This window comes from Streptomyces sp. LE64 (assembly GCF_052606915.1).
In genome coordinates, this window is sequence record NZ_CP199708.1 from 3,053,532 (window position 1) to 3,066,984 (window position 13,453).

At 74.7% G+C, this 13,453-nt stretch carries 14 protein-coding genes; 6 read left to right on the forward strand and 8 right to left on the reverse strand.

All coding sequences use genetic code 11. From position 1 onward, the window contains the following. Nucleotides 1-87: 87 nt before the first annotated feature. From ACSMX9_RS13855 to ACSMX9_RS13870, 4 genes are all read right to left on the reverse strand, one after another. Nucleotides 88-1,371: a BRO-N domain-containing protein gene (locus ACSMX9_RS13855; protein ID WP_445402631.1), complete on the reverse strand. Its 1,284-nt coding sequence runs from the start codon at nt 1,369-1,371 to the stop codon at nt 88-90. 254 nt (nt 1,372-1,625) lie between these two features. Further along, entirely contained in the window at nt 1,626-2,411 is a 786-nt protein-coding gene (locus ACSMX9_RS13860; RefSeq protein WP_445402632.1) for a TrmH family RNA methyltransferase, read from the reverse strand. Nucleotides 2,412-2,461: 50 nt separating this feature from the next. After that, a complete protein-coding gene (locus tag ACSMX9_RS13865) occupies nt 2,462-3,787 on the reverse strand; it encodes an HTTM domain-containing protein (RefSeq protein ID WP_445402633.1) in 1,326 nt (441 codons plus the stop codon). Further along, nucleotides 3,784-4,671, reverse strand: coding sequence for a DUF5819 family protein (locus ACSMX9_RS13870; RefSeq protein ID WP_445402634.1), 888 nt, complete (start codon nt 4,669-4,671; stop codon nt 3,784-3,786). Before ACSMX9_RS13870 ends, ACSMX9_RS13865 begins: the two co-directional genes overlap by 4 nt. A 401-nt stretch (nt 4,672-5,072) precedes the next feature. Here ACSMX9_RS13870 and paaA point away from each other — a divergent pair, with 401 nt between their 5' ends. From paaA to ACSMX9_RS13895, 5 genes are read left to right on the forward strand one after another with little or no spacing between them, the layout of a single operon-like run. Beyond that, complete coding sequence (paaA, locus tag ACSMX9_RS13875; RefSeq protein WP_445402635.1) at nt 5,073-6,107, forward strand: 1,2-phenylacetyl-CoA epoxidase subunit PaaA; 1,035 nt, start codon at nt 5,073-5,075, stop codon at nt 6,105-6,107. Next, the gene (gene paaB / locus ACSMX9_RS13880) at nt 6,104-6,394 is read left to right on the forward strand and encodes a 1,2-phenylacetyl-CoA epoxidase subunit PaaB (protein WP_445402636.1); all 291 of its coding nucleotides are present in this window, start codon (nt 6,104-6,106) and stop codon (nt 6,392-6,394) included. Before paaA ends, paaB begins: the two co-directional genes overlap by 4 nt. Continuing rightward, nucleotides 6,391-7,125: a 1,2-phenylacetyl-CoA epoxidase subunit PaaC gene (gene paaC, locus ACSMX9_RS13885; RefSeq protein WP_445402637.1), complete on the forward strand. Its 735-nt coding sequence runs from the start codon at nt 6,391-6,393 to the stop codon at nt 7,123-7,125. The genes paaB and paaC overlap by 4 nt, the downstream gene beginning before the upstream one ends. Next, nucleotides 7,119-7,673 carry a 1,2-phenylacetyl-CoA epoxidase subunit PaaD gene (paaD, locus tag ACSMX9_RS13890; RefSeq protein ID WP_445402638.1) on the forward strand — a complete coding sequence of 185 codons (555 nt, stop codon included), beginning with the start codon at nt 7,119-7,121 and terminating at the stop codon, nt 7,671-7,673. Before paaC ends, paaD begins: the two co-directional genes overlap by 7 nt. Continuing rightward, nucleotides 7,673-8,728, forward strand: coding sequence for a 2Fe-2S iron-sulfur cluster-binding protein (locus ACSMX9_RS13895; RefSeq protein WP_445402639.1), 1,056 nt, complete (start codon nt 7,673-7,675; stop codon nt 8,726-8,728). Before paaD ends, ACSMX9_RS13895 begins: the two co-directional genes overlap by 1 nt. 31 nt (nt 8,729-8,759) lie before the next feature. On the opposite strand, the gene ACSMX9_RS13900 is transcribed toward ACSMX9_RS13895, so the two are convergent. From ACSMX9_RS13900 to ACSMX9_RS13915, 4 genes are all read right to left on the reverse strand, one after another. After that, the gene (locus ACSMX9_RS13900) at nt 8,760-9,089 is read right to left on the reverse strand and encodes a rhodanese-like domain-containing protein (protein WP_445402987.1); all 330 of its coding nucleotides are present in this window, start codon (nt 9,087-9,089) and stop codon (nt 8,760-8,762) included. Nucleotides 9,090-9,175: 86 nt separating this feature from the next. After that, the gene (locus tag ACSMX9_RS13905) at nt 9,176-10,186 is read right to left on the reverse strand and encodes a hypothetical protein (RefSeq protein WP_445402640.1); all 1,011 of its coding nucleotides are present in this window, start codon (nt 10,184-10,186) and stop codon (nt 9,176-9,178) included. Nucleotides 10,187-10,283: 97 nt separating this feature from the next. Then, nucleotides 10,284-11,801: a DUF2252 domain-containing protein gene (locus tag ACSMX9_RS13910; protein ID WP_445402641.1), complete on the reverse strand. Its 1,518-nt coding sequence runs from the start codon at nt 11,799-11,801 to the stop codon at nt 10,284-10,286. A gap of 213 nt (nt 11,802-12,014) precedes the next feature. Then, nucleotides 12,015-12,374 carry a winged helix-turn-helix transcriptional regulator gene (locus tag ACSMX9_RS13915; RefSeq protein ID WP_445402988.1) on the reverse strand — a complete coding sequence of 120 codons (360 nt, stop codon included), beginning with the start codon at nt 12,372-12,374 and terminating at the stop codon, nt 12,015-12,017. Between the two features lie 416 nt (nt 12,375-12,790). Between ACSMX9_RS13915 and ACSMX9_RS13920 the strand changes: the two genes are divergently transcribed. Then, complete coding sequence (locus ACSMX9_RS13920) at nt 12,791-13,450, forward strand: FMN-dependent NADH-azoreductase (RefSeq protein WP_445402642.1); 660 nt, start codon at nt 12,791-12,793, stop codon at nt 13,448-13,450. The last annotated feature ends 3 nt before the right edge of the window (nt 13,451-13,453 follow it).

Consider the following 13,453-nt stretch of genomic DNA (forward strand, 5'->3'; position numbering starts at 1 on the left):
AGGGTTGTGGGTCGCGGGGCAAGGCCCTGACCTGGGAGAACCAGGTACCGTAGACGTGAGTGAGGGTACCGACCCACTTGCGACCCACTACCGGCTGCGCGGGGGCGCCACGCCCAACTCCCGCAACACCCGGGCGATCTGCTCCGGCGAGCCCTGCACCCGGAGGTCCCCGACCGTCAGCAGCAGCCCCGCCCCGGCGGGTTGCTCCGGCGGTGCGTCCGCCGCGCGGTCCCGGGCCTCCGGTTCGCCCTCCCGCGCCGTCCGCGCGGACCACCGCACCACGTCGGCGAACTTGACCGTGCCGCAGGGGCGCAGGGCCCGGCTGCCCCCGATGCCGACCCGTTCCACCGCCGTACAACGGAAGTACGGCCCGTAGGGCGGCCCGCTGTCCGCCGCCGGCTCCGGCACGCACCACTCCATCCGACCGTGGCGGCAGTGCACCGTCCCGTCCGACAGCACGGTGATCCCGGCCTCCGGGCCCTCGATGTCGGCGAGGACGTGGAGCCGTCGGCCCACGGCTTCGGCCAGGTTCCCCGCCATGCGTGTATGCTGCTGACCGAGATCGGTGTCCCCCCGTCGGATCGACGGCAACAGTTCGGCCGTCACCCAGCGTTGGAACGGGATCGCGGCGGGCTTCCGGGAACGGAGCACCAGGGTGTACAGACCGGTCTCGCTGATCAGGTTCAGCTGATGTGGGTCATGTGAGTACACGCTCTGATCTGCGGAAACAAAGGTACCGTCATCAATAGTGACGGTACCTACCCTCAAGTCCAGCAACCTGATGTCCAGCGGATCCGCCTTCCGACGGGCCTCACGCGGGTTCTTGATGCCCAGCACCCGGCACACGTCGGCCAGGGCGAACCAGGGCTCGCCGTCGACCATCACCACCCGCACCGGGTCGTCGGTCAACGGGAACGGGACGGTGGTGAGGGCGAGTCCGGGGACGGGCTCCCCGTCCCGGCCGTGGCCGGCCGGCCCGGGCAGGGAGGCGAGCAGCGCGGAGCGCACCCGACGGGCGACCGCGCTGGAGCGCAGCAGCATCGCGAGCACCAGGGCGGTGCGCGGGGTGAAGACGGCGATGGTGCGGGCGCCCACCCCGCGTTCCGGCAGGTTCGCCGCGAGGAACTCCCTCAACTCGGCCCCCCGGAGCTGTCGGTGGTCGAAGTCGGCGAGTTCCTCGGCGTGTCTGCGGACGACGCGGCGCAACAGCACGGCGTCCACCTCGAAGTAGTCGGCGAGCATCGCGGCCGTGGTCAGTCGCCCGTCGGGGAGCAACGGCAGCGGCTTGACCGCGGTCAGGGCGTGCACCCGGTCGGCGAGGGCGGCGCGGACGGCGCGGGAGTCCAGCAGGGACTCTTCGGTGTACGTCATCGTGGGCCTTTCACGGGGCCCTCTTCCGAGGGCGCGCGGCATGACGGCGTACGCCCCCTTCGGGAACCCGGGGACGGACGGGGGCCGTTGCCGACCCCGCGCGCAAGGACCCACCCGCTACCCATCGCTTGGCCATCGCCGGCCGCCCGCCCCGGACGGGGCCTCACGGGCGGACCGGCACCCCTGGAGAACTCGTCCACCTCACTGCTCGACGGTCCTCGCGCACCGGGTACAACGAGACGGTTGTGCGATCGTCACGTCGTCTTTCGAACGGACCGGGTCGACCAGTGGAACAGCGTCATCGCCACACTGGTGGCGAGGTTGTAGCTGGAGACGCGCGGGTTCATCGGCAGCGAGAGCAGCCGGTCGGCGCGGGCCCGCAACGGGGCGGAGAGCCCGGTGCGTTCGGAGCCGAAGGCGAGGACCGCGTCATCGGGAAGGGTGACGTCCCGGAGGTCCTCGCCCTCGGCGTCCAGGGCGAACAGCGGCCCCGCCGGGAGTTCCGCCACCTCGTCCACCCGTTCGACGGCGGTGGCGAAGTGGAGCCCGGCGCCGCCGCGCACCACGGTGGGGTGCCAGGGGTCGAGGGTGCCCGTGGTGACCACCCCGGTCGCCCCGAACCCCGCGGCCAACCGGATCACCGCGCCGGCGTTGCCCAGGTTGCGGGGCTGGTCGAGGACGATCACGGGGGAGGTGCGGGGCAGCCGGGCCAGGGCTGCGAGGTGCGCGGCGCGGGACGGGCGGTCCGCCAGGGCGGCGACGGCGGTGGGGTGCAGGCGCGGGACGAGGGTGCGGAGTTCGGCCTCCTCGACCTCCACCAGCAGGGCGCCCAGGGGGTCGACCACATCGGGGGCCAGGTCGGCGGCGAGGGCCAGCACCGCGGCCCGGTCGGCGGTCAGGGCGACCGGCAGCCGGGCACCGAAGCGGAGGGCGTGCTTGACGGCGTGGAAGCCGTCGAGGAGCACCGCCCCCTGGGCCAGCGCCCGCCAGGTGCGCACGGCCCGGCCGGGGTCGGTGTGCGGGGCTCCCGTCGTGTTCATGCGGATCAGCCTACGGCGGGCCGGGCGTCCCCCGGCCCGCCGTGGTCACCTCACCCCGGGCTGGTCACGCGCGGTGGGACGCCGTCCCCGGTCGCCGGCGCGCCCCGGTCCGTGGCCCCGGGCTGCGGGCCGTCCCCGGCCGTCCCGGGCCGGGGCCCGGGGACGGGAGCGGGTCCGGCGGGCAGGTCGGGTCGGGCGGCCCCGAGGGCCCTGCCCGCGCCGGGGACGCCCAGCCGCGCCGCCCGGCCCAGTACGGCGCGCCACGCCCGGCCCGCCGCGCGGCCGAGCCGGCGCAGGAACGAGGTCGGCAGGAAGACCGCGTCGGCGGCGATCATCGCGAGCGAGAAGAACGGCAGTCCGAGGGTCACCGCGATCACGGAGTGCTCGATGATCATGACGGCCAGCAGGACGTTCTTGACCTTGCGGTTGAAGAGCGTGAAGGGGAAGGCGACCTGGACGATGACCGTGCCGTAGGTGACCAGCATGATGAACGTGCCGGACTGGGTCATCAGGTCGGAGAGCGCGGGCCAGGGCGAGAAGTAGTCCAGGTGCAGCGGGTAGTAGGCGGCCGTCCCGTCCTGCCAGCGGCTCCCCTGGACCTTGTACCAGCCGGCGGTGGCGTAGATCAGACAGGCTTCCGCCATGATGATCAGCAGCCCGGTGTTGTGGACGACGTTGGCCAGGACGTCGAAGAGACGGCGGTCGGGGTCCTCGGGCCCCTTGCGGTCGGCGAGCCACCACAGCCCCTGGACGACCCACAGGCCCCAGAAGACCAGCAGCCAGCCCCAGCCGGCCTTGCCGCTGAACGTCACGGCGCAGAGGGCGATGCCGAGCGCCCCCCAGAGCACGGGGCCCACGCGGTCGTGCGCGGGGCGCTCGCCCCGGGCCAGTGCGGCGGCCCGGCGGCGGGCCCGCCGGGCGTCCAGGGACCACACCTGACCGCACCGGGTGAGCACCAGGTAGATCGCCACCAGGTGGATGACGTTGTCGCCACCGTCGCCGACGAAGATGCTGCGGTTCAGGAGGGAGAGCACCCCGACCATGAACAGCACCGACATGGTGCGGGTCCGCCAGCCGAGCAGCAGCAGGGCGCTCGACAGCACGGCGAGCCCGTAGACGGCCTCGAACCAGAGCCTGCCGTCCGACCAGAGCAGCATCGTGAAGGCGCCGTTGTCGGCGACCAGGTCCCGGGCCATCCCCCAGTCCCAGGGACCGTCCGGCCCGTACAGTGCGTGGCGGTGGGGGAACTCCCGCACCAGGAACAGCAACCAGGTGAGGGCGAACCCGATCCGGACGATCGCCGACTGGTACGGCCCCAGGGCGCTGCCCGTGGCCCGGTCGACGCCCCGCTTCAACGCGCTGCCGGCCCCGCTCACCGTGCCGCCTCCGTCCGGTCGTCCCGCGCCCGCGGGTCACCCGCCGCGTCCAGCGGCCTGTCGTCCTCCGTCACCGGCCACCAGGGCAGTTGTCGGAAGACGGGGTTGGTGTCGATGATCTCCTTGCTCCACCGCGGTGGAGCCACGTTGGTGGTGGAGACCCGCACCTGCACCCGCTCCAGGGCGCCGTCCTCCAGGCCGTCCAGCCGCATGACGACGATGCGGCGCAGGTAGCGCTCGGACAGGGTGCCGCGCATGCCGTTGGGCTGGTTCTGGGCGTCGTGGGTCGAGGCGAAGAAGTCCCAGGCTCGGCGGAGTTGGTTCTGCTGGGTGTGGCTGGGCACCGGGTTGCCGTCGATCGCCCGTCCGTCCTGGGCGGACAGGTCGTGCCAGCCGGTGGCCCGCGGTTCCCCGTCCGCGCCCCGCAGTTCCGCCCGGGCCTGGACGGCGATGTTCTGCTGGAGGGGGTTGGGGGCGAACAGCTTCCAGTTCTGTTCGAACTCGGGGAGGACCCAGGCGTCCACGGTCTCCCCGTGCTCCTTGGTCAGCGTGTTCGAGGGCGCCACGTGCAGGAACACCAGCCCCAGGTGGAGCCCGGCGGCGGCCACGACCAGGGCGAGGGCGAGGAGGGCGGCGAGCTGCCGCCCGGGGGTGAGCCCGGCTATGCCCGGCCGGGGCGGGGCCCCGGGCCCGCCGGGGGCCGCTCCGTCCGGTTCGGGGCTCCCTGGCTCCGCGGCGACGGGGGCGGCGGGCCCGGGGGCCGGCGCGCGCTCCGGCGCGGGTCCGGCCCGGTCGGCCTCCGGCCCGCCTGGCCCGGCGTCGTCACCCCCCTGCCGCTGCCGCGCGCGCTCGGCGCCGCCCGCCCCGCTGTCGTACGACTCCATACCGCCTGCTCCCCGCTCCCGCTCCCATGGCGTGCCGCCCCGTCCGGTGCATCGGAACGGTACTCAGGGCCGCCCGCCCGGCACAGCGCCATGGAGTTATCCACAGGGTTGACACCTTACGGGCAGGGTCCCACCATGGAATCACCGAACCGAACGATCGGTCGGCCAACGGGACCCCGACCCCGCACCCCGGATCGGGACAACACCGGACCATCACCCCGGGCGCCGAACGGAACGAAGAAGGCGAGCGGGAACAAAGCGGGAAGGAGGGGGCGCGGAGGGGGAGGAGAAGGCGCGGAAGAAAAACGGGGAGCAGGGCGAGCGGGCGGGGCCCGGAGGGCCTCGCGCGCCCCGCGCACGACGGCGGAGCACCACGGAGCGGACGAGAGGAACGGACCGGCATGGCGACCACAGCGACGGCGCGGCAGGCCCCCGGCAGCGGCCCGGGGGGCGGTGGAGCCGGGGACCCCGGGCACCCGGAGCACGACGCGGAGGCCGCCCGCACCGCGGCCTTCGACGCCGCGGTGGCCGCCGAGGAACGCATCGAGCCCCGGGACTGGATGCCCGACGCCTACCGCGCCACCCTGGTGCGCCAGATCGCCCAGCACGCCCACTCCGAGATCATCGGCATGCAGCCGGAGGCGAACTGGATCACCCGCGCCCCCTCCCTGCGCCGCAAGGCCATCCTGATGGCGAAGGTCCAGGACGAGGCCGGCCACGGGCTGTACCTCTACGGGGCCGCGGAGACCCTCGGGGTGGGCCGGGACGAACTCCTCGACGCCCTGCACTCGGGACGCCAGAAGTACTCCTCCATCTTCAACTACCCCACCCTGACCTGGGCCGACGTCGGGGCCATCGGCTGGCTGGTGGACGGGGCCGCGATCACCAACCAGGTCCCGCTGTGCCGCTGCTCCTACGGCCCCTACGCCCGGGCCATGGTCCGGGTCTGCAAGGAGGAGTCCTTCCACCAGCGCCAGGGCTTCGAACTGCTGCTCGCCCTCAGCCGGGGCACCCCGGCCCAGGCCGCGATGGCCCAGGACGCGGTGGACCGCTGGTGGTGGCCGTCCCTGATGATGTTCGGCCCGCCCGACGACGAGTCGCCGCACTCGGCGCAGTCCACGGCCTGGCGCATCAAGCGCCACTCCAACGACGAACTGCGGCAGCGCTTCGTCGACATCTGCGTCCCCCAGGCCGCCCACCTCGGCCTCACCCTCCCCGACCCCGACCTGCGGTGGAACGAGGAACGGGGGCAGCACGACTTCGGCGCCATCGACTGGACGGAGTTCCGGGAGGTCCTGCGGGGCAACGGCCCCTGCAACGAGGAGCGCGTCGACCGACGCCGCCGCGCCCACGAGGACGGGGCCTGGGTGCGGGAGGCCGCCGCGGCCCACGCCCACAAGCGGCGCACCCGCGCCGGAGGGAGGACCACGGCATGAACGAGCCGAGCGAGTGGCCCCTGTGGGAGGTCTTCGTGCGCTCCCGCCGCGGACTGTCGCACACCCACGCCGGCAGCCTGCACGCCCCGGACGCCCAACTGGCCCTGCGCAACGCCCGGGACCTCTACACCCGCCGCGGCGAGGGCGTGTCCCTGTGGGTGGTGCCCTCCACGGCGATCACCGCCTCCTCGCCCGACGAGAAGGACCCGTTCTTCGCCCCGGCCGCCGACAAGCCGTACCGGCACCCGACCTTCTACGACATCCCGGAGGGGGTGCACCACCTGTGACCTCCCCGCCGCCCCCCGCTCCCGCGGCCACCGCCCCGGCGCTGGCCCTCGGCGACGACGCCCTGGTCCTCTCGCACCGCCTCGGCGAGTGGGCGACTCGCGCCCCGGTGCTGGAGGAGGAGGTCGCCCTCGCGAACATCGCCCTCGACCTGCTCGGCCAGGCCCGCGTCCTGTTCTCACTCGTCGGCGACGAGGACGAGCTGGCGTACCTGCGGGACGAACGCGCCTTCCGCAACCTCCACCTGGTGGAACAGCCCAACGGGGACTTCGCCCACACCATCGTCCGCCAGCTCTACTTCTCCACCTACCAGCGGCTGCTCTACGCCGAACTGGCGCACGGCACCACCCCGTTCGCCCCGCTCGCCGCGAAGGCCGTCCAGGAGGTGGCCTACCACCAGGACCACGCCGAGCAGTGGACGCTGCGCCTGGGCGACGGCACCGAGGAGAGCCACCGACGGATGCGGCGGGCCACGGCGGCCCTGTGGCGGTTCACCGGCGAGATGTTCGAGCCGCTGCCCGGCCTCGACGTCGACGGCGCCGCCCTGCGCACCGCCTGGCTCGCCTCCGTCGGCGCGGTGCTCGACGCGGCCACCCTCCCGCTGCCCGAGTCCGCCGCCACCGGCGGGTGGCGCGCGGACGGCGGACGGCAGGGCGTCCACACCGAGCCGTTCGGACGGCTGCTGGCCGAGATGCAGCACCTGCACCGCAGCCACCCGGGGGCGTCGTGGTGACCACCGCCGGCCACGACCGGCACCCCGACCCCGCGGCCACCGCCGCGCGGGAGGAACGGCTGCGCCACCTCGCCGGCTCCGTCCCCGACCCCGAACTCCCCGTGCTGACCCTCGCCGAACTGGGCGTGCTGCGCGCGGTGCGGCTGCTCGGCCCCGACCGGGTCGAGGTCGAGCTCACCCCCACCTACACCGGCTGCCCCGCCGTCGACACCATGGCGGCCGACATCGAGGCGCTGCTGCACGCCCACGGCGTCCCCGAGGTCACCGTCCGCCCCGTGCTGGCCCCGCCCTGGAGCACCGACGACATCACCGAGGAGGGCCGCCGCAAGCTGCGGGAGTTCGGCATCGCCCCGCCCCGCGCCGTGCGCACCGGCCCGGTCCCGGTGCCCCTGGGCGCCACCCGCACCGCGGTCACCGCGCCCGTGGCCTGCCCGGTCTGCGGCTCGACCGACACCGAACTGCTGAGCCGCTTCTCGTCCACCGCCTGCAAGGCGCTACGGCGCTGCCGCACCTGCGCCGAGCCCTTCGACCACTTCAAGGAGGTGTGATGGCCCGCTTCCACCCGCTGCGGGTCACCGCGGTCGACCGGCTCACCGACGACGCGGTGGCCCTCACCCTCGACGTGCCCGAGGCCCTGCGCCCCGTCTACCGGCACGCCCCCGGACAGCACCTGGCGCTCCGGCGCACCCTCGACGGCACCGAGGTGCGCCGCACCTACTCCATCTGTTCGCCCGCGCCCGGCCCGGAGGGTCCGCGCACCCTGCGGGTGGGCGTGCGCCTGGTCGACGGCGGCGCCTTCTCCACCTACGCGCTGAAGGAGATCGACGTCGGGGACGAGGTGGAGGCCATGACCCCGGCCGGCCGCTTCACCCTGGATCCGGCGCCCGGTCGGTACGCGGCGGTGGTCGGCGGCAGCGGCATCACCCCGGTGCTGTCCATGGCGCGGACCCTGCTCGCCCGGGAACCCGGGGCCCGGTTCTGTCTGCTGCGCAGCGACCGCACCACGGCGTCCACGATGTTCCTGGAGGAGGTGGCGGACCTCAAGGACCGCTACCCGGACCGGTTCCAGCTGGTGACCGCCCTCTCCCGGGAGGAACAGCGGTCCGGGCTCCCCCCGGGCCGACTGGACCGGGAGCGCCTGGTCGACCTGCTGCCGGCACTGCTTCCGGTGGCCCGGGTGCGGGGCTGGTTCCTGTGCGGCCCGCTCGGACTGGTGGAGGGCGCGGAACGCGCCCTGCACGACCTCGGGGTGGAACGCGCCCGCGTCCACCAGGAGGTCTTCCACGTGGACGCGGCACCGCCGCCCCGGCCGCCGCGCGCCCCGGCCCGCAGCTCGGTCACCGCACGGCTGGACGGGCGGGCCGGCAGCTGGCCCGTCCAGGACGGCGAGACCCTCCTCGACACGGTGCTCCGCAACCGTCCCGACGCCCCCTACGCCTGTCGGGGCGGGGTGTGCGGGACCTGTCGGGCCTTCCTGGTCTCCGGCGAGGTCGCCATGGACCGCAATTTCGCCCTGGAACCGGAGGAGACCGACGCCGGGTTCGTGCTGGCCTGCCAGTCGCATCCGCTGACGGAGCGGGTGGAGCTGGACTTCGACCGCTGACCGACCGCGTCCCTCGGCCCGGGGACGGTGCTCAGATCACGTCGCCCGGCTGGCCCCGGTCGTCGACCACCGGTCGGCCGGAGGCCGCCCAGACCTGCATGCCGCCCGCCACGTTCACCGCGTCGATCCCCTGGTTCACCAGGTACATCGCGACCTGCGCCGAGCGTCCGCCCGAGCGGCAGATCACATGGACGCGGCCGTCCTGCGGCGCGGCCTGCGTCAGCTCCCCGTAGCGGGCGACGAAGTCGCTCATCGGGATGTGCAGGGCGCCCGCCGCGTGCCCCGCCTCCCATTCGTCGAGTTCCCGGACGTCCAGGAGGAAGTCGCCGTCCGAGAGGTCCACGACGGCGACCGTGGGCACAGCAGATCCGAATTGCATGCCCCCGACGCTACCCGACCCGACCGGCCGGCCCCGCCCTCCGGCGCCGCCGGAGCCGGGCGGCCCCGTCAGGCGCCGCCCGCGGTCCCCCCGCCCTCCGGACGCGGCCGGTCCTTGCGGCGCGGGGCCGCGGTCGGCAGGTCGGCGGGGTCCACGCCGGGCACCGGGATCGTCGGTCCCGAGCGGACCGCGGCTTCGAGGCCCCGTTCGGCGAGCTGCTCCGCGAGCGCGGCCAGCTCACCCTCCCGCTCGGCGACCTGCCCGCGCAGCTGCCCGGCGATCTCCTCCAGCAGACCGTCCGGGTCCTCCGGCGCCATCCGCAGCATCGACCCGATCGCGCTCTCCTCCAGCTCGCGGGCGACCACCGCCAGCAGTTCCTTGCGCCGGGACAGCCACTCCAGCCGGGCGTACAGCTCCTCGGTGCGGGTGGGCCGCCACTCGGCGGGCGCGGGACCCGCGGCCCACTCCTCGGACAGCTCCCGCAGCAGGGCCTCGTCACCGCGCGAGTAGGCCGCGTTGACCCGGGTGATGAACTCCTCGCGCCGCTGGCGTTCCGTCTCGTCCTGGGCCAGGTCGGGGTGCGCCTTGCGGGCCAGTTCCCGGAACAGCTTGCGGGCCGCCTCACTGGGCCGGACCCGCTCCGGCGGGCGCACCGGCTGGTCCGTGAGCATCGCCTCGGCCTCGGGGGAGAGCCCGTCCCCGGAGAGCCAACCGTCGAAGAGTTCCTCCACGGCCGGCATCGGCAGCACCCGGGCCCACGCCTCGTCCGCCGCCCGCCGGTCCTCCTCCGCCCCGCTGAGGGTGGCCCGGGCCTCGGCGATCCGGGCGTCCAGTTCGTCCAGGCGGGTGTACACCGGGCCCAGCTTCTGGTGGTGCAGCCGGGAGAAGTTGTCGACCTCGACGCGGAAGGTCTCCACCGCGATCTCGTACTCGATCAGCGCCTGTTCCGCGGCCCGCACGGCCCGTTCCAACCGCTCCTCGGGACGGGCGGCGACGGGGGCGGCGGAGGCATCGGCGGCGGGCCCGAGGGGCTCGGCGTCCGGGGCGGGCTGGGTGCCCTCGGCTTCGGGACTCGTCACCCGGCCAGCCTAGGCCACCGCCGCCGCCCCGGAAGCCCCCGTCGACGACCACCGGGCGCTCCGGCCCGGCGCGGGCCGGGCCGGAGCGCCGGGCGGCTCACTCCTCCGTCTCCGCGGCGATCCGACCGCTGCGCACCGCCTTCACCAGCACGGCGTGGTCGTCCTCGGTGCGGTCGGCGTAGGCGACCGCGAAGTCGGCCACCGCCTCGTCGAGTTCGTCGTTCTTGCCGCAGTAGCCGGCGAGGACCCGGGGGTCCGCGCTGTGGGCGTGGGCGCGGGCCAGCAGGGCGCCCGTCATCCGGCCGTAGTCGTCGAGCTGGTCCGGTGCCAGGGCGGCCGGGTCGACGCTGCCCTTGCGGTTGCGGAACTGGCGCACCTGGTACGGCCGGCCGTCGACGGTGGTCCAGCCGAGCAGCATGTCGCTGACGACCTGCATCCGCTTCTGCCCCAGCACCACCCGGCGGCCCTCGTGGCCGGCCGGCGGGACGGGGAACCCGGCGGTGGCCAGGTGCGGGACCAGCACCGAGGGACGGGCCTCCTTGACCTGGAGGACCAGGGGCTCCCCCTGGTGGTCGAGGAGCAGGACCACGTAGGAGCGGGTGCCGACGCTGCCGGTGCCGACCACCCGGAACGCCACGTCCTGCACGCTGTACCGGGCGAGCAGGGGCAGTCGGTCCTCGGCGACCGCGGCCATCCCGTCGACGTACTCCGCCAGCGAGGCCGCGACCGCCGCGGCCTCCCCGTCCGGGACCCGGCGCAGCACGGGCGGGGCGTCGAGGAAGCGGCGCCCGCCGCCGAGGACGGCCTCGGTGGACTTGGCCGCGAACCGGCCGCTGGTGTTGTTGCGGGCCTTCTCGGAGACCTTGCGCAGGGTGCCCGCGAGATCCTGGGCGTCCGCGTGGGAGACGAGTTCCTCGTCGGCGATGGCGTTCCAGGCGTCCAGTGCGGGCAGCCGGGCCAACAGGCGCAGGGTGCGCCGGTAGGCGCCGACCGCGTCGTAGGCCGCCTGTCGGCAGGTGCCCTCGCCGGCCCCCGTCTCGCGGCCGGCGAGGACGAGGGAGGCGGCGAGCCGCTTGACGTCCCACTCCCAGGGGCCGTGCACGGTCTCGTCGAAGTCGTTCAGGTCGATGACGAGTTCGCCCCGGGCGTCCCCGTACAGGCCGAAGTTGGCGGCGTGCGCGTCGCCGCAGAGCTGGGCACCGACCCCGGTGGTGGGGGTGCGGGCGAGGTCGTGCGCCATGAGTCCGGCGGCACCGCGCAGGAAGGCGAACGGGCTGGCCGACATGCGGCCGACGCGGAGCGGGGCGAGTTCGGGCAGCCGGCCCCGGCTGGACTCCTCGACGGCGGCGACCGCGTCGGGGCGCCGGTCGTCGAGGACCAGGCGGGCGTGGGCGGCGCGGGGCACCCGGGTGCGCAGGGCCTTGCCGAGTTCCTTGGCCGACGCCCGGGCCCCCTCGTCCGGTGCGTGCTGCGGGGCGAAGCCCCGGACCTGCGGCAGCCGGGTCGAGCGGGGGCGCCCCGGCGCGGTGCCGGTCCCCGTGTCCGGCGTCGCCGTCGGCGGGCGCCCGTCACCCGTTCTCGTGCCGCATCCCGTTCCCACCAGGCCCTCGGCCATCCGGTCCCCCTCCGTGCGCGGTGTGCACCGCTCGCGTTCCGCGTGCCGCCGTCCGGGCGCCGACCGGTGACGACCGGCCGATGGCGCGCGCGGACGGGCATCGCGACCGTCAACGGGACGAAACGGTACCCGCCGATCGGGGTGTCGCGGCAGCCCCGTGGACGGGGGAACGCGCGGGGCGGGTGCGGGGGCCGCGCCGAGGGGCCGGCGGGGTCACTCGGGTTTCCCGGACGGGGGGCCGGCCCGTTGCGCCCCCGGCACGATCTGTTCGCGGCAGGCCGCGGCCTTCTCCGGGAGGTGGGTCTCGGCCCACTCCCCGAGCGCGGCGAGCGCGGGCTTCAGCGCGACGCCCGACCGGGTCAGCCGGTACGCCACCCGCAGCGGCGGGCCCTCCACCACCTCGCGCAGGACCAGGCCCTCACCGGCCAGTTCGCTGAGCCGGTCGGAGAGCATCCGCTCGCTGATGCCGGGGATCGCCCGGCGCAGTTCGGAGAAGTGCACGGGCCCCTCCAGCAGCACGCTGATGACCAGCCCGGTCCACCGCTTGCCGAGCAGGCCGAAGACCCGGGTCATTCCGCCGTCGACGGTGGCGCAGGCCCGGGGGTCGTGCGCTTCCGCCGCCGCGCCCGGCGCCCGCACCGGGGCGCGGTGGGCGGCGACGCCCCCGGTCCCGGCGCCCGGGAGCCCCGGGGACTCGGCCTCCCCGCCACCGGCGCCGGGGGCTGCCGGCGCCTTCGGTGCCGCTGCGTCCTGGGCGAGCACGTCCGCCCCGCCCGTCCTCTCCCTCGCCACGTCCCTCGCGCTCCTCTCGGGGGTCGCCATGGCCCCCCAGGGTACCGCTCCGGATCCTCGGGATGAAAAAAAGTAAGTAACTGTGTTAGTAATAGCTACGAAAGGAAGGGCAGCACGTGATGCCCCGTGCACCGCCCGGCGCCGTGCGGGCGTACGGGCGCTTCCCGCGTTGCCCGCCACCCCGATCTGGAGACCTGATGGCCACCCTTCTGCACCTGGACTCGTCCCTCTTCCCCACCGAGGGCTCCACCTCGCGCACCGTGACCGGCGCCTTCCGCGAGGCGTGGGAAGCCCAGCACCCCGACAGCTCGGTGGTGTACCGGGACCTGGCGGCGACCCCCGTCCCCCACCTCGACGTGATCGGCGCCTCCGCCGGCTTCGCCGACCCGACCACGCACACCCCGGAGCAGGCCGCGGCCTTCGCCCACCGGATCGAACTGGTCGAGGAGCTGGAGGCCGCGGACGCCGTGCTGATCGGCGCCCCGATGTACAACTTCTCGATCCCCTCGACCCTCAAGACCTGGCTCGACCAGGTGATCCTCCCCGGCCGCACCCTCGGCCCGGAGTCCAGCCTGAAGGGCAAGCACGTCACCGTCGTCGCCAGCCGCGGCGGCTCGTACGCCCCGGGCACCCCCCGGGAGGAGTTCGAGTACGTGCAGAACTACCTCGGCGCGGTGCTGACCGAGATGCTCTCGCTGGAGGTCGACTTCATCGTTCCCGAGCTGACCCTGGCGCGGACCAACCCGGCCATGTCCGAGCTGATCCCGCTCGCGGACGCCTCCCGCGAGAAGGCCCTGGGCGACGCGGACGTGAAGGCCCGGTCCCTGGCGGACCGGCTGGTCGCCTCGACGGTCTGACGC